This is a genomic window from Streptomyces sp. NPDC057137 (assembly GCF_042670825.1).
Lineage (GTDB): Bacteria > Actinomycetota > Actinomycetes > Streptomycetales > Streptomycetaceae > Streptomyces.
Genome location: NZ_JBHUUW010000007.1, coordinates 101275 through 116572, shown reverse-complemented (window position 1 = coordinate 116572; position 15298 = coordinate 101275). Strand labels below are relative to the sequence as shown.

The window sequence follows — 15298 nt, the reverse complement described above, 5'->3', positions numbered from 1 at the left end:
GAGACCGCTCAGGCAGGGAGTACGACGACGAAGCGCTGCGGCTCCTCGCCCTCGGACTCGCTGCGCAGTCCGGCCGCCGCGACGGCGTCGTGCACGACCTTGCGCTCGAAGGGCGTCATGGGGTCCAGCTTCACCGGCTCACCGGTGCTCTTCACCTCGTCGGCCGTCTTGGCGCCCAGCTCGGCGAGCTCCGTGCGCTTCTTCGCCCGGAAGCCGCCGATGTCCAGCATCAGCCGGCTGCGGTCGCCGGTCTCCCGGTGCACCGCGAGCCGCGTCAGCTCCTGGAGTGCTTCGAGTACCTCGCCGTCCCGCCCGACGAGCTTCTGCAGATCACGGCCGCTCACATCGCTGATGATCGAAACCGCGGCCCGGTCGGCCTCGACGTCCATGTCGATGTCGCCGTCGAGGTCGGCGATGTCGAGCAGACCTTCGAGATAGTCGGCCGCGATCTCGCCTTCCTGCTCAAGACGGGTGAGGGTGTCGCTACCCTCGGCGGCGGCGGAGATGGTGCCTTCCGACACGGATGGACTCCTTCTTACTACGGGCTGACTACGGGCCCATCGGGCTACGGGAAGCTGCGCTTACTTCTTGGTCGGGTGCTTGGGCCGCTGCTGACCCTTGCGCGCCCCGGCCTTGGCCCGTGCGCCACCGCTGCCGTTCTTGCGCGGTGGCTGCTTGGGCTGGCTGTCCTTCGGCTCGTCGTTCTTCTGCAGCGACGTCTTGGGCGCGGCGTCGGCGGCGTCGTCCGAAGGCGTCGTTCCCGAGGTCTTCGACGCGGGCTGCTGACCGCCGCCGGCCTGCCGCTTCGACTTGGGCTGACGCTTGGGCTGCTGCCGCTTCGCGCCGTGCGCCTCGCCCTCGGGCAGGGCCTCACCCTTGATCACCGTGCCGTCCGGCTGGGCGACAAGACCGGTCTTGGAGAGGCTGTTGACGAACTTACGCTCATTGTCGTTGCGGTCGGGCCCCTTGGCCACGATCGCCGAGACGATGTTGCGCCTGCGCTTCGAGCGGACCTCGTTGTGCGTGGCGATGCTCTTGAGCAGCCGCTGGAGGTACTGGTCCTGGGCCTTGCTGCCCGGAGTCGGGTTCTGGTTGATCACGTACATCTGCTGGCCCATGGTCCACACGTTGGTGGTCAGCCAGTAGACGAGGACACCGACGGGGAAGTTGATGCCCATCACCATGAAGATCAGCGGGAAGATGTACATCAGCATCTTCTGCTGCTGCATGTACGGCGTCTTGACCGTCAGGTCGACGTTCTTCGTCATCAGCTGGCGCTGCGTGTAGAACTGCGACGCCGACATCAGGACGATCATGATCGCGGTGACGACGCGTACGGAGACCTGCGTGGCGTCCAGGGACGCGACCTTGTCGGCGCTGTCGGTGAACTTGGCGGCCAGCGGGGCGCCGAAAATGTGCGCCTGTCGCGCGCTGTCGAGCAGCGACTGGTTGATGACGCCGATCGTCTTGCCCGACGCGATGCTGGAGAGCACGTGGTAGAGGGCGAAGAAGAACGGTGACTGCGCCAGGATGGGAAGGCACGAGGAGAGCGGGTTGGTGCCCGTCTCCTTGTACAGCTTCATCATCTCTTCGGACTGACGCTGCTTGTCGTTCTTGTAGCGCTCCTGGATGGCCTTCATCTTGGGCTGAAGGACCTGCATGTTCCGGGTCGACTTGATCTGCTTGACGAACAGCGGGATCAGACAGATACGGATCAGGACCACCAGGGACACGATGGACAGTCCCCAGGCCCAGCCCGTATCGGGGCCGAAGATCGCCCCGTACACGCTGTGGAACTGGACGATGACCCACGAGACTGGCGTGGTGATGAAACTGAAGAAACTGGCAATCGTGTCCACTAATCAAGCTCCTTGAGCATTGGACGAGGTCTCTGCGGCCGGACTCGGAGTTTCGGGGGCCGAGGCCGAACCCCCGGAAGGCACGCCGGCGGCGGATTGCCCGCCCTTGGTGCCGCGCCACGCGTTGCGCAGCAGTTCATGCCACCGCGGGCGCTTGCGCGGTGGGACGTGGTCCACACCGCCCGGCGACCACGGATTGCACCGCAGAATGCGCCAGGCCGTGAGACCGATGCCCTTGACCGCGCCATGCCGGTCGATGGCCGTGTAGCCGTAGTGGGAACACGATGGGTAGTACCGGCAGACGGGCCCGAGCAACGGGCTGATCGTCCACTGGTACAGCTTGATCAGAGCCAGCAGCGGGTACTTCATCGGGCGCCCCCTCCCAGCAGCCGCTCAAGGGCGGCGTCCAGGTCTCGGGCCAGCTGTGCATGGTCGGCGTCGCCCGCACCGGGCAGCGCTCGTACGACAACCAGGCTACCGGGGGCCAGCCGGGACAGCCGATCGCGTATGAGATGACGGAGTTTCCGCTTCACCCGGGTCCGTACGACGGCCCCGCCCACGGCTTTGCTTACGACGAAACCCGCCCGCGTCGGGGGATCGCTCTCCCCAGGCGCGTGCGGGCCCGTAGTACCGCTACGTAGATGTACGACAAGAAGCGGGCGTCCGGCCCGTCGTCCCCGGCGTACCGCGGTCGCGAAATCCTCGCGCCGCCTCAGCCGATTCTCGGTAGGCAGCACGTCATAACCTGTTGGCGATCAGGCGGACAGGTTGGCGCGACCCTTGCCACGGCGGTTCGCGAGAATCGCGCGGCCGGCACGGGTGCGCATACGGAGCCGGAAGCCGTGGGTCTTGGCACGACGACGGTTGTTCGGCTGGAAGGTGCGCTTGCTCACTCGGGGGCTCCAGAAATGATGATTGGGAGGGCGGGACATCGCCTGGCTGTCACCGTGCGCCCACGAGAAGCTCGCGATTACGCCCGAGTGCACCGCTTCACGACCACAGATCGTGATCCTTGCCCATCGGAGGCAGGCGGCAGCAGCCATCGACAACTCGACCTGGTCACGGTACGCGCGGCTACGCCATACGGTCAAACCAGCTAGCTGCCACGTTCCATTATGCACAGCCTGTGGACAACAACTTGAACCGCGTGGGTCGGCCTGACTACCGTGGCTGAACTCCGGATTCTTTTCCGCCGGTCTTCCCACCCCGTCCCGAGAACCACATATTCGTGGGACCAGCGAGAGAGCGTGCCCTGTGGCTGACGTACCTGCCGATCTTGCCGCAGTGTGGCCACGAGTGCTGGAGCAGCTCCTCAGGGAGGGCCAGCAGGGCGTAGAGCCCAAGGACAAACAGTGGATCGAGCGTTGCCAGCCACTCGCACTGGTGGCCGACACCGCGCTGCTGGCCGTGCCCAACGAGTGGGGCAAGCGCGTGCTCGAGGGGCGCCTGGCCCCGCTCATCAGCGAGACCCTGAGCCGCGAGTGCGGCCGGCCGATCCGTATCGCCATCACCGTGGACGACTCGGCGGGCGACCCCGTACCGCTGCCGCCCCAGCAGAACCGCTACCAGAACCCGCAGCACGACGACGGCCGCGATCCCCGCGATCCCCGCGATCCCCGCGATCCCCGGCACGACGACCCGCGGTCGGACGACTCCCGGCACGACGACATGCGCCCGGACGGCGGCTACCACCCCTACGGCCGCCGCCCCTCCGACGACGACGGCATGCCGACGGCCCGGCCCGCCTACCCCGACTACCAGCAGCAGCGCCCCGACCCCGGCGCCTGGCCCCGGACGCAGGAGGACCTGTCCTGGCAGCAGCAGCGGCTCGGCGGCTTCCAGGACCGTGACCCGTACGCGACCGCGCGCCCGCAGCAGCCCCAGCACGACTATCGGCCGCCGCAGTCGCAGGACAGCCACCCCTACGAACAGCAGCGGCAGCAGCGCCCCGAGCGGCACGACCTCGACCCGCAGCAGTCGCGGCACGGCGGCCGGGGCGGGGCGACGGGGCCGCTAGGCGCCCAGGCCTCGCCGCCGCCGGGGCCCGGTGAGCACCACGCGCGCCTCAACCCCAAGTACCTCTTCGACACCTTCGTCATCGGGGCGTCCAACCGGTTCGCGCACGCGGCGGCCGTCGCCGTCGCGGAGGCCCCGGCCAAGGCGTACAACCCGCTCTTCATCTACGGCGAGTCCGGACTCGGCAAGACGCACCTGCTGCACGCCATCGGCCACTACGCGCGCAGCCTCTACCCCGGCACGCGGGTGCGGTACGTGAGTTCGGAGGAGTTCACCAACGAGTTCATCAACTCCATCCGCGACGGCAAGGGCGACACCTTCCGCAAGCGCTACCGGGACGTCGACATCCTGCTCGTCGACGACATCCAGTTCCTGGCGAGCAAGGAGTCGACGCAGGAGGAGTTCTTCCACACCTTCAACACGCTCCACAACGCGAACAAGCAGATCGTGCTGTCCTCGGACCGGCCGCCCAAGCAGCTGATCACCCTGGAGGACCGGCTGCGCAACCGCTTCGAGTGGGGCCTCACCACCGACGTGCAGCCGCCGGAGCTGGAGACGCGTATCGCGATCCTCCGTAAGAAGGCCGTGCAGGAGCAGTTGAACGCCCCGCCCGAGGTGCTGGAGTTCATCGCCTCGCGGATCTCCCGCAACATCCGCGAGCTGGAGGGCGCGCTGATCCGGGTGACGGCGTTCGCCTCGCTCAACCGGCAGCCGGTGGACCTCGGGCTGACCGAGATCGTGCTCAAGGACCTCATCCCGGGGGGCGAGGACTCGGCACCCGAGATCACCGCGGGCGCCATCATGGCGGCGACGGCCGACTACTTCGGGCTGACCGTGGAGGACCTCTGCGGATCCTCGCGCAGCCGGGTGCTGGTGACGGCGCGCCAGATCGCGATGTACCTCTGCCGTGAGCTGACCGATCTGTCGCTGCCCAAGATCGGCGCGCAGTTCGGCAACCGCGACCACACGACGGTGATGCACGCGGACCGGAAGATCCGCGCGTTGATGGCCGAGCGGCGCTCCATCTACAACCAGGTCACCGAGCTGACCAACCGCATCAAGAACGGCTGACAGCGGCGGACCGGGTCGCGGCGGACGCGTCCGCGACCGCCTTCAGGACGCCTCAAGGCGCTCCGGGACACCGTCCCGGGGCGCCTTCGTCATGCCCGGTGTCGTGTCTTGCGTCGTGTCCTGCGTCGTGTCCGGCGGCCTTCGGCGAGTGACGCGCCCTCAACCCCTGTTCGAATAAGGGGCGTCGAGGCCGGCTTCTCCACAGAAAGCGGCCCGATCTCCCGTCCACACCCTGGGGATGGATAAGTTGTCCAGACTGCGTCCACAGGCCGGCCGACCGGAAGTGGATCATGCCAGGTCAGACCCCTGGGGATTTGTGGCCAACTTTCCTCCACAGCCTGTGGACAGTTTTTTCGCCCACAGGCACGAGCTCCGGTTGTCCACCGGCGGCCCACAGGCACCGGCCTGTTGCCCACAGCTTCGAGCCGCTTCTCCACATCGCTGTCCACTGTTCGGCAACAGAACACGACTGTTCACCGTGTCGAGTGAAAGGCGTCACACCGAGGTTGCCTCGGACCCTGTGGGGAACGTCGGAAAAGCTGGGGACGACCCTGGGGAGAAGTCGGGGTGTCCTGTGCACCGCATGTGCAGAACTTTCGGCCGTCCACAGAGCGACGGGGTTGTCCACCGTCGGCGCCCACAGGGCCGGTGGACAAAAAAGTGGGCTTGACCTGCGAAAACGACGTTATCCACGGAATCCACAGGCCCTACTACTACTAACACCTGGAGTTACCTGGGAATCTGCTTCGAAGTGGGTGCTGTGCACAACTCGGTGCCGGAGCGCTCCCGCCCGGTTGTCGCGACTTGACCCCGAGCAGCACCGAGTGTCGGTGCCGTACGTCAGACTGGTCCCCGGCAACCTCACCCTGCCCATGGCGGAGTGAGCTCATGCCGACGACGAAGAAGGCCGGCAGGACGAGTCAGCAACAGCAGGAGGCGGTTCCGGTGAAGATCCGGGTGGAGCGCGATGTACTGGCGGAGGCGGTGGCCTGGGTGGCCCGTAGCCTCCCGGCCCGTCCGCCGGCGCCCGTTCTTGCGGGCCTTCTCCTGAAGGCCGAGGAAGGCGCGCTCAGCTTCTCCAGCTTCGACTACGAGGTCTCGGCCCGGGTCTCGGTGGACGCCGAGGTCGAGGAGGACGGCACCGTCCTGGTCTCCGGCCGGCTTCTCGCCGACATCTGCCGCGCCCTCCCCAACCGGCCGGTGGAGATTTCCACAGACGGTGTACGGGCGACGGTGGTCTGCGGCTCCTCGCGGTTCACGCTGCACACACTGCCTGTGGACGAGTACCCGGCACTGCCGCAGATGCCGACCGCCACCGGCACCGTGCCCGGTGAGGTCTTCGCCTCCGCCGCCGCCCAGGTGGCCATCGCGGCGGGCCGTGACGACACTCTCCCGGTGCTCACCGGCGTACGGATCGAGATCGAGGGCGACACGGTCACTCTCGCCTCGACCGACCGCTACCGCTTCGCCGTCCGCGACTTCCTGTGGAAGCCGGAGGTCTCCGACATCTCCGCGGTCGCCCTGGTGCCCGCCAAGACGCTGCTGGACACCGCCAAGGCCCTCACGAGCGGCGACACGGTCACCCTGGCGCTCTCGGGCTCCGGTGCGGGCGAAGGGCTGATCGGTTTCGAGGGCGCCGGACGCCGGACGACCACGCGGCTCCTGGAGGGCGACCTCCCGAAGTACCGGACGCTGTTCCCGACGGAGTTCAACTCGGTCGCGGTGATCGAGACCGCGCCGTTCGTCGAGGCCGTCAAGCGCGTGGCCCTGGTCGCCGAGCGCAACACCCCGGTGCGGCTCAGCTTCGAGCAGGGTGTGCTCATCCTCGAAGCCGGTTCCAGCGACGACGCACAGGCTGTGGAGCGGGTCGACGCGAAGCTCGACGGCGACGACATCTCGATCGCCTTCAACCCGACGTTCCTGCTCGACGGCCTCAGCGCCATCGACTCGCCCGTCGCGCAGCTCTCGTTCACCACCTCCACCAAGCCCGCGCTCCTCAGTGGGAAGCCGGCGCTGGATGCCGAGGCCGACGACGCGTACAAGTACCTGATCATGCCGGTGCGGCTGTCGGGCTGATCGCGTCCCCCGCCGGGCCTTCGGACCGTCCCACCAGGCCCGGCGTAGGCTCGGGCCGGGGCCGCGCGGCACTGTCGCCGTCCGCCCCGTGCCTGAACGATTGTCGGCTCAACGCTTAAGGAACCACTGATGGAGCTCGGTCTCGTCGGCCTCGGCAAGATGGGCGGCAACATGCGCGAGCGCATCCGCCGCGCAGGCCACACCGTCATCGGATACGACCGGAACGCGGACGTCGCGGACGTCCACAGCCTCGAAGAGCTGGTGAGCAAGCTCAAGGGCCCCCGGGTCGTCTGGGTGATGGTCCCCTCGGGTGCGGCGACGCAGTCGACGATCGACGAGCTGGCGGGACTGCTGTCCCCCGGCGACGTGGTCGTGGACGGCGGCAACTCCCGCTGGACGGAGGACGAGAAGCACGCGGTGCAGCTCGGCATCAAGGGCGTCGGCTTCGTCGACTGCGGTGTCTCCGGCGGCGTCTGGGGCCTCCAGAACGGCTACGCGCTGATGTACGGCGGCGACGCGGACAACGTCGCGAAGGTCAAGCCGATCTTCGACGCGCTCAAGCCGGAGGGCGACAAGGGCTCGGTCCACGCGGGCAAGGTCGGCGCCGGCCACTTCGCGAAGATGGTCCACAACGGCATCGAGTACGCCATGATGCAGGCCTACGCCGAGGGCTGGGAACTGCTGGAGAAGGTCGACTCGGTCACCGACGTCCGCGAGGTGTTCCGCTCCTGGCAGGACGGCACGGTCATCCGTTCCTGGCTGCTGGACCTGGCGGTCAACGCGCTGGACGGCGACGAGCACCTGGCCGCCCTGCGGGGTTACGCCGACGACTCCGGCGAGGGCCGGTGGACCGTCGAGGCGGCCATCGACCACGCGGTGCCGCTGCCCGCGATCACCGCGTCGCTGTTCGCCCGGTTCGCGTCCCGGCAGGACGACTCACCGCAGATGAAGATGGTCGCCGCGCTGCGCAACCAGTTCGGTGGCCACGCGGTCGAGCAGGCGGACGAGAGCACGCCGGGCAAGCCCGGTAAGCCCACCAAGCCGGCCGGTCCCAAGAACAAGAAGTAGCCCTTCGCACTCGCGGAGGGGCGCAGGTACAGGGGAGGTCGGGTCACGTCCATGCATGTCACGCATCTCTCGCTGGCCGACTTCCGTTCGTACGCCCGGATCGAGGTGCCGCTCGATCCGGGCGTCACCGCGTTCGTGGGGGCCAACGGGCAGGGGAAGACCAATCTGGTCGAGGCGGTCGGCTATCTGGCCTCGCTCGGCAGCCACCGGGTCTCCTCGGACACCCCGCTGGTGCGGATGGGCGCCGAGCGTGCGGTGATCCGGGCCGCCGTCACCCAGGGCGAGCGCTCGCAGCTCATCGAGCTGGAACTCAATCCGGGCCGCGCGAACAGAGCCAGGATCAACAGGTCTTCGCAGGTCAGACCGCGTGATGTGCTGGGGATAGTACGGACGGTGCTGTTCGCGCCGGAGGATCTGGCGCTGGTGAAGGGCGATCCCGGTGAGCGTCGCCGCTTCCTCGACGAGCTGATCACGGCGCGCTCCCCGCGCATGGCGGGCGTGCGCTCGGACTACGACCGGGTGCTCAAGCAGCGCAACACCCTGCTGAAGTCGGCGGCGATGGCGCGGCGGCACGGCGGGCGCGGGATGGATCTCTCCACGCTCGACGTGTGGGACCAGCATCTGGCCCAGGTGGGCGCGGAGTTGCTGGCGCAGCGCCTGGATCTGATCGAGACGCTGCAGCCGCTGACGGACAAGGCGTACGAGCAACTGGCGCCCGGTGGCGGGCCGGTGGCCCTGGAGTACCGTTCCTCCGCCGCCGACCCGGAGGGGCCGGGCGCTGAGGTGCCGCATACGCGCGAGGAGCTGTACGCCCAGTTGATGGCCGCCCTGGCCGGGACACGTAAGCAGGAGATCGAGCGGGGAGTCACGCTGGTGGGTCCGCACCGGGACGAACTGCTGCTGAAGCTGGGCCAGTTGCCGGCCAAGGGATACGCGAGCCACGGCGAGTCCTGGTCGTACGCGCTGGCGCTGCGGCTGGCCTCGTACGACCTGCTGCGCGCCGAGGGCAACGAGCCGGTGCTGGTCCTTGACGACGTCTTCGCCGAACTGGACGCGCGGCGCCGGGAGCGGCTGGCGGAGCTGGTGGCGCCGGGCGAGCAGGTGCTGGTCACGGCGGCGGTGGACGACGACGTGCCGGACATTCTGGCCGGGGTGCGCTTCACGGTGGCCGACGGCACGGTGGAGCGGGCATGAGCGGCGCGGAGCGGCCGGACAGGCAGAACAAGGACAGGCAGGACAAGGCGAGCGGCGCGCTGCCCGACCTCGCGGCCGCGCCGGAGGCGCCCGCGCCCGTCGAGTCCTCGGGCGTCGACCTGGCGCGGGTCGCGCTGCGGGCGGCGAAGGAGCAGGCGCGGGCCCGTGGCGCGGCGGCGCAGCAGAAGAAGCACGTCAGACGGGGTGGTGGCCTGCGGTCGGGCTCGGGGGCCGACGGCCGCGATCCGCTGTCGCTGGGCGCCGCGATCAACCGTCTGATCACCGAGCGCGGCTGGGAGACGCCCGCGGCGGTGGGCGGTGTGATGGGCCGCTGGCCCCAGATCGTGGGTGACGACCTGGCCAGGCACTGTGTGCCCGAGCGGTACGAGGAGGACGAGCGGATCCTCACGGTGATCTGCGACTCGACGGCCTGGGCGACGCAGCTGCGGCTGCTGGCCCCGCGGCTGGTGGCCCGGCTGAACGAGGACCTGGGGCACGGCACGGTGAAGGTGATCAAGGTGCGCGGCCCGGCCGGCCCGCCGAGGCGCTTCGGCGCGCTGCGGGCGCCGGGCAGCAAGGGCCCGGGGGACACGTACGGCTGAGCGCGACCGTACGGCCCCGGGCGGGTGTCCGACGCCGGTCGCGTACGGCCGGCGGAGGCGTACGCCGGGACGCGAGCCCGCCCGCCGTACCGCCACTCGTACCGCCCGACCCGTTCCGTACGTATCCGCCGGCCTCCCCGTACGGCTGACCGGGTCGCCCCACCGTTGACCTCCGCGCCGCGCGGAGCCGCTTCGACCCGCCCGCCGGGGCGTCGGACAGGTCCCAACAGGCCCTCCGCCAGCCCCACTTCACACCCGTTCCCCGGCACCGCTCCGGGCCCTTCCGGGGACCCCTGTGACCTCGTCGTACGGCTGCGGAGTGTGAGGTGTCCCTCACGGTAGCCGGAGGTTGACAGCCCGAAGCGCTCAAAGCCCGTGTGAGCCTCTTGGAGCCCCTTCCCGAATATGGGGAGTCGGCAGCCGCTGGTTCAGGGCGGCACATGCGGACTCAGGTACCGGCAAACCCCCATTCGGGTCGCCGCTACCGGTAGACTGATGGAGAATCCCGCCTCGTCGGCGGGACTCGCTTTCCAAGACTGTCAAACACTGTCGCAAGCCGAACGACGCAGCCGCTCCCGCCTGTCCGGAGAACGGCCTGTGCTGTGCCAGAAAGGGCGCTTCGTGGCCGATTCCGGCAACCCCAACGAGAAGACTCCGTCCGTAGCCACTGGTGAGAACGGCGAGGTAACGGCCTCGTACAACGCCAGTGCCATCACGGTGCTGGAGGGCCTGGACGCGGTCCGTAAGCGTCCCGGTATGTACATCGGCTCGACCGGTGAACGTGGGCTTCATCACCTGGTGACCGAGGTCGTCGACAACTCCGTCGACGAGGCTCTGGCCGGGCACGCGGACACCATCGACGTCACGATCCTCGCCGACGGCGGCGTACGCGTGATCGACAACGGCCGTGGCATCCCCGTGGGCATCGTCCCGTCCGAGGGCAAGCCGGCCGTCGAGGTCGTGCTGACGGTGCTGCACGCGGGCGGAAAGTTCGGCGGCGGCGGTTACTCCGTCTCCGGCGGTCTGCACGGCGTGGGTGTCTCCGTCGTGAACGCGCTGTCGACGAAGGTCGCCGTCGAGGTCAAGACCGACGGTCACCGCTGGACGCAGGACTACAAGCTCGGGGTGCCGACGGCGCCGCTGGCGCAGAACGAGGCCACGGACGAGACCGGCACGACGGTCACCTTCTGGGCCGACCCCGACGTCTTCGAGACGACGGAGTACTCCTTCGAGACGCTGTCGCGGCGCTTCCAGGAGATGGCCTTCCTCAACAAGGGCCTGACCCTGAAGCTGACCGACGAGCGCGAGTCGGCGAAGGCCGTCGTGGGCGCCGACGTCGCCGGCGACGCGGCCGAGAAGGCCGGCGAGGAGCCCGTGCGCACCGTCACGTACTACTACGAAGGCGGCATCGTCGACTTCGTGAAGTACCTGAACTCCCGCAAGGGCGAGCTGATCCACCCCACGGTCATCGACATCGACGCCGAGGACAAGGAGCGCATGCTCTCGGTGGAGATCGCGATGCAGTGGAACTCGCAGTACAGCGAGGGGGTGTACTCCTTCGCGAACACGATCCACACGCATGAGGGCGGTACGCACGAGGAGGGCTTCCGCGCGGCGATGACCGGCCTGGTCAACCGCTACGCGCGCGAGAAGAAGTTCCTCCGCGAGAAGGACGACAACCTGGCGGGCGAGGACATCCGCGAGGGTCTGACGGCCATCATCTCGGTGAAGCTGGGCGAGCCGCAGTTCGAGGGCCAGACGAAGACCAAGCTCGGCAACACGGAGGCGAAGACCTTCGTACAGAAGATCGTGCACGAGCACCTGACGGACTGGTTCGACCGGCATCCCAATGAGGCGGCCGACATCATCCGTAAGTCGATCCAGGCCGCCACGGCCCGGGTCGCGGCCCGTAAGGCGCGGGATCTGACCCGTCGCAAGGGTCTGCTGGAGTCGGCGTCGCTGCCGGGCAAGCTGAGCGACTGCCAGTCGAACGACCCGGCCAAGTGCGAGATCTTCATCGTCGAGGGCGACTCGGCCGGCGGCAGCGCGAAGTCCGGCCGCAACCCGCAGTATCAGGCCATTCTGCCGATCCGCGGAAAGATCCTGAACGTCGAGAAGGCGCGGCTCGACAAGATCCTCCAGAACACCGAGGTGCAGGCGCTGATCTCGGCGTTCGGCACCGGTGTGCACGAGGACTTCGACATCGAGAAGCTCCGCTATCACAAGATCATTCTGATGGCGGACGCCGACGTCGACGGCCAGCACATCAACACCCTCCTACTGACGTTCCTCTTCCGCTTCATGCGCCCGCTGGTCGAGGCGGGCCACGTGTATCTGTCGCGTCCGCCGCTGTACAAGATCAAGTGGGGCCGGGACGACTTCGAGTACGCCTACTCGGACCGGGAGCGCGACGCCCTGGTGGAGCTGGGCAAGCAGAACGGCAAGCGGATCAGGGAAGACTCGATCCAGCGCTTCAAGGGCCTCGGCGAGATGAACGCCGAGGAGCTGCGCATCACGACGATGGACGTCGACCACCGCGTGCTCGGCCAGGTCACGCTCGACGACGCGGCGCAGGCCGACGACCTGTTCTCGGTGCTGATGGGTGAGGACGTCGAGGCCCGGCGCTCGTTCATCCAGCGCAATGCCAAGGACGTCCGCTTCCTCGACATCTGAGTCGGTCTCCCGCTGACCGCCATCGAAAAGGCCGAAAGGAACTTTGACCAGCAATGGCCGACGAGAACACTCCTGTGATGCCCGAAGAGGTGCCCGCCGTCGAAGGCGTGGGCATGCGTGTCGAGCCCGTGGGGCTCGAGACGGAGATGCAGCGCTCGTACCTCGACTACGCGATGTCCGTCATCGTGTCGCGCGCGTTGCCCGACGTACGGGACGGTCTGAAGCCCGTCCACCGCCGGGTGCTGTACGCGATGTACGACGGCGGCTACCGGCCCGAGAAGGGCTTCTACAAGTGCGCCCGCGTCGTCGGTGACGTCATGGGCACCTACCACCCGCACGGCGACTCCTCGATCTACGACGCGCTGGTCCGTCTCGCGCAGCCGTGGTCGATGCGGATGCCGCTGGTGGACTCCAACGGCAACTTCGGCTCTCCCGGCAACGACCCGGCCGCCGCCATGCGGTACACCGAGTGCAAGCTGATGCCGCTGTCGATGGAGATGCTCCGGGACATCGACGAGGAGACCGTCGACTTCACGGACAACTACGACGGCCGCAACCAGGAGCCGACGGTCCTGCCGGCGCGCTTCCCGAACCTACTGATCAACGGCTCGGCCGGCATCGCCGTCGGTATGGCCACCAACATCCCGCCGCACAACCTGCGGGAAGTCGCCGCGGGCGCGCAGTGGGCGCTGGAGCACCCGGAAGCCTCGCACGAGGAGCTGCTGGACGCGCTGATCGAGCGGATCAAGGGCCCGGACTTCCCGTCCGGCGCGCTGGTCGTGGGCCGCCGGGGCATCGAGGAGGCGTACCGCACGGGCCGTGGCTCGATCACGATGCGCGCGGTCGTCGCGGTCGAGGAGATCCAGAACCGGCAGTGCCTGGTCGTCACGGAGCTGCCGTACCAGACCAACCCCGACAACCTCGCGCAGAAGATCGCCGACCTGGTGAAGGACGGCAAGGTCGGCGGCATCGCCGACGTGCGTGACGAGACGTCCTCGCGTACGGGGCAGCGGCTGGTGGTCGTGCTCAAGCGCGACGCGGTCGCCAAGGTCGTGCTGAACAACCTGTACAAGCACACCGACCTGCAGACGAACTTCGGCGCGAACATGCTGGCGCTGGTGGACGGGGTGCCGCGCACGCTGTCGATCGACGCGTTCATCCGGCACTGGGTGACGCACCAGATCGAGGTCATCGTCCGGCGCACGAAGTTCCGGCTGCGCAAGGCCGAGGAGCGCGCGCACATCCTGCGTGGTCTGCTCAAGGCGCTGGACGCGATCGACGAGGTCATCGCGCTGATCCGGCGCAGCGACACCGTCGAGATCGCGCGCGGCGGCCTGATGACGCTGCTGTCGATCGACGAGATCCAGGCGAACGCGATCCTGGAGATGCAGCTGCGCCGGCTGGCGGCGCTGGAGCGGCAGAAGATCGTCGCCGAGCACGACGAGCTCCAGGCGAAGATCAACGAGTACAACGCGATCCTCGCCTCGCCCGAGCGGCAGCGGCAGATCGTCAGCGAGGAACTGGCGGTGATCGTCGACAAGTTCGGTGACGACCGGCGTTCCAAGCTGGTGCCGTTCGACGGTGACATGTCCATCGAGGACCTGATCGCCGAGGAGGACATCGTCGTCACCATCTCGCGTGGCGGCTATGTGAAGCGTACGAAGACCGACGACTACCGCTCGCAGAAGCGCGGCGGCAAGGGCGTGCGCGGCACGAAGCTCAAGTCGGACGACATCGTCGACCACTTCTTCGTGTCGACGACGCACCACTGGCTGCTGTTCTTCACGAACAAGGGCCGGGTGTACCGGGCGAAGGCGTACGAGCTGCCCGACGCCGGCCGGGACGCGCGCGGCCAGCACGTGGCCAACCTGCTGGCGTTCCAGCCGGACGAGAAGATCGCGCAGATCCTCGCCGTACGGGACTACGAGGCGGCGCCGTATCTGGTTCTGGCCACCAAGGCCGGTCTGGTGAAGAAGACGTCGCTGAAGGATTACGATTCGCCCCGTTCCGGTGGTGTGATCGCGATCAACCTCCGGGAGACGGACTCGGGCGCGGACGACGAGCTGATCGGTGCCGAGCTGGTGTCGGCGGACGACGATCTGCTGCTCATCAGCCGGAAGGCGCAGTCCATCCGGTTCACCGCGACGGACGACTCGCTGCGTCCGATGGGGCGGGCGACATCGGGTGTGAAGGGGATGAGCTTCCGCGAAGGGGACGAACTGCTGTCGATGAATGTGGTGCGGCCCGGTACGTTCGTGTTCACTGCTACTGACGGCGGCTACGCGAAGCGAACCAACGTCGACGAGTACCGCGTCCAAGGACGTGGCGGCCTCGGTATCAAGGCCGCGAAGATCGTGGAGGACCGCGGGTCGCTGGTCGGTGCGCTGGTGGTGGAGGAGACGGACGAGATCCTCGCCATCACCCTGGGCGGCGGTGTCATTCGCACGCGAGTCAACGAAGTCAGGGAGACGGGCCGTGACACGATGGGTGTCCAACTGATCAACCTGGGCAAGCGCGATGCCGTCGTCGGCATCGCTCGTAATGCCGAGGCCGGTCGTGAGGCTGAAGAGGTCGAAGGAGTTGTCGGCGAGGATGCCGACGAGGCTCCGGTGACCGACGGAGTCGCGCCTGCCGAGGACGCTGAGGGCACCCAGCCCTCGGTCGCGGAGCACGAGGAGTAGACAGCGTGAGTGGAGCCACGGGCGCCGGATCGGCCGCTTCCGGAGCGAACGGTGCCCG

Annotated in this window: 12 protein-coding genes; 7 read left to right on the top strand and 5 right to left on the bottom strand. The window is 68.1% G+C overall.

Annotated elements, in window-relative coordinates:
• Nucleotides 1-8 precede the first annotated feature (8 nt).
• From ACFT9I_RS08775 to rpmH, 5 genes are read right to left on the bottom strand one after another with little or no spacing between them, the layout of a single operon-like run.
• Entirely contained in the window at nucleotides 9-521 is a 513-nt protein-coding gene (locus ACFT9I_RS08775) for a protein jag (protein WP_382562140.1), read from the bottom strand.
• Between the two features lie 60 nt (nucleotides 522-581).
• The gene (gene yidC / locus ACFT9I_RS08770; protein WP_382562138.1) at nucleotides 582-1859 is read right to left on the bottom strand and encodes a membrane protein insertase YidC; all 1278 of its coding nucleotides are present in this window, start codon (nucleotides 1857-1859) and stop codon (nucleotides 582-584) included.
• A gap of 3 nt (nucleotides 1860-1862) precedes the next feature.
• Nucleotides 1863-2228: a membrane protein insertion efficiency factor YidD gene (gene yidD / locus ACFT9I_RS08765; protein WP_354605011.1), complete on the bottom strand. Its 366-nt coding sequence runs from the start codon at nucleotides 2226-2228 to the stop codon at nucleotides 1863-1865.
• Nucleotides 2225-2596 carry a ribonuclease P protein component gene (gene rnpA, locus ACFT9I_RS08760; protein ID WP_189106262.1) on the bottom strand — a complete coding sequence of 124 codons (372 nt, stop codon included), beginning with the start codon at nucleotides 2594-2596 and terminating at the stop codon, nucleotides 2225-2227. The genes yidD and rnpA overlap by 4 nt, the downstream gene beginning before the upstream one ends.
• 18 nt (nucleotides 2597-2614) lie before the next feature.
• Nucleotides 2615-2752: a 50S ribosomal protein L34 gene (gene rpmH / locus ACFT9I_RS08755; protein WP_014047156.1), complete on the bottom strand. Its 138-nt coding sequence runs from the start codon at nucleotides 2750-2752 to the stop codon at nucleotides 2615-2617.
• A 361-nt stretch (nucleotides 2753-3113) separates the two neighbouring features.
• Here rpmH and dnaA point away from each other — a divergent pair, with 361 nt between their 5' ends.
• From dnaA to gyrA, 7 genes are all read left to right on the top strand, one after another.
• Nucleotides 3114-4946, top strand: coding sequence for a chromosomal replication initiator protein DnaA (gene dnaA, locus ACFT9I_RS08750; RefSeq protein WP_382562135.1), 1833 nt, complete (start codon nucleotides 3114-3116; stop codon nucleotides 4944-4946).
• A 945-nt stretch (nucleotides 4947-5891) separates the two neighbouring features.
• Nucleotides 5892-7022, top strand: coding sequence for a DNA polymerase III subunit beta (dnaN, locus tag ACFT9I_RS08745; RefSeq protein WP_078079617.1), 1131 nt, complete (start codon nucleotides 5892-5894; stop codon nucleotides 7020-7022).
• Nucleotides 7023-7151: 129 nt separating this feature from the next.
• Nucleotides 7152-8090, top strand: a complete 939-nt coding sequence (gnd, locus tag ACFT9I_RS08740; RefSeq protein WP_382562134.1) for a phosphogluconate dehydrogenase (NAD(+)-dependent, decarboxylating) — start codon at nucleotides 7152-7154, stop codon at nucleotides 8088-8090.
• A gap of 51 nt (nucleotides 8091-8141) precedes the next feature.
• The gene (gene recF / locus ACFT9I_RS08735; protein WP_382562133.1) at nucleotides 8142-9284 is read left to right on the top strand and encodes a DNA replication/repair protein RecF; all 1143 of its coding nucleotides are present in this window, start codon (nucleotides 8142-8144) and stop codon (nucleotides 9282-9284) included.
• Nucleotides 9281-9886, top strand: coding sequence for a DUF721 domain-containing protein (locus ACFT9I_RS08730; protein ID WP_382562131.1), 606 nt, complete (start codon nucleotides 9281-9283; stop codon nucleotides 9884-9886). The genes recF and ACFT9I_RS08730 overlap by 4 nt, the downstream gene beginning before the upstream one ends.
• 597 nt (nucleotides 9887-10483) lie before the next feature.
• Entirely contained in the window at nucleotides 10484-12559 is a 2076-nt protein-coding gene (gene gyrB, locus ACFT9I_RS08725) for a DNA topoisomerase (ATP-hydrolyzing) subunit B (protein ID WP_382562129.1), read from the top strand.
• A 53-nt stretch (nucleotides 12560-12612) separates the two neighbouring features.
• On the top strand, nucleotides 12613-15240 hold the full coding sequence (gene gyrA, locus ACFT9I_RS08720; RefSeq protein ID WP_382562127.1) for a DNA gyrase subunit A: 2628 nt from the start codon (nucleotides 12613-12615) through the stop codon (nucleotides 15238-15240).
• Nucleotides 15241-15298 lie beyond the last annotated feature (58 nt).

Excerpts from the sequence above, each read along its gene's own strand:
- gnd (WP_382562134.1), top strand. The coding sequence starts at position 7,152 with ATGGAGCTCGGTCTCGTCGGCCTCGGCAAGATGGGCGGCAACATGCGC.
- ACFT9I_RS08730 (WP_382562131.1), top strand. The coding sequence starts at position 9,281 with ATGAGCGGCGCGGAGCGGCCGGACAGGCAGAACAAGGACAGGCAGGAC.
- yidD (WP_354605011.1), bottom strand. The coding sequence starts at position 2,228 with ATGAAGTACCCGCTGCTGGCTCTGATCAAGCTGTACCAGTGGACGATC.
- gyrA (WP_382562127.1), top strand. The coding sequence starts at position 12,613 with ATGGCCGACGAGAACACTCCTGTGATGCCCGAAGAGGTGCCCGCCGTC.
- recF (WP_382562133.1), top strand. The coding sequence starts at position 8,142 with ATGCATGTCACGCATCTCTCGCTGGCCGACTTCCGTTCGTACGCCCGG.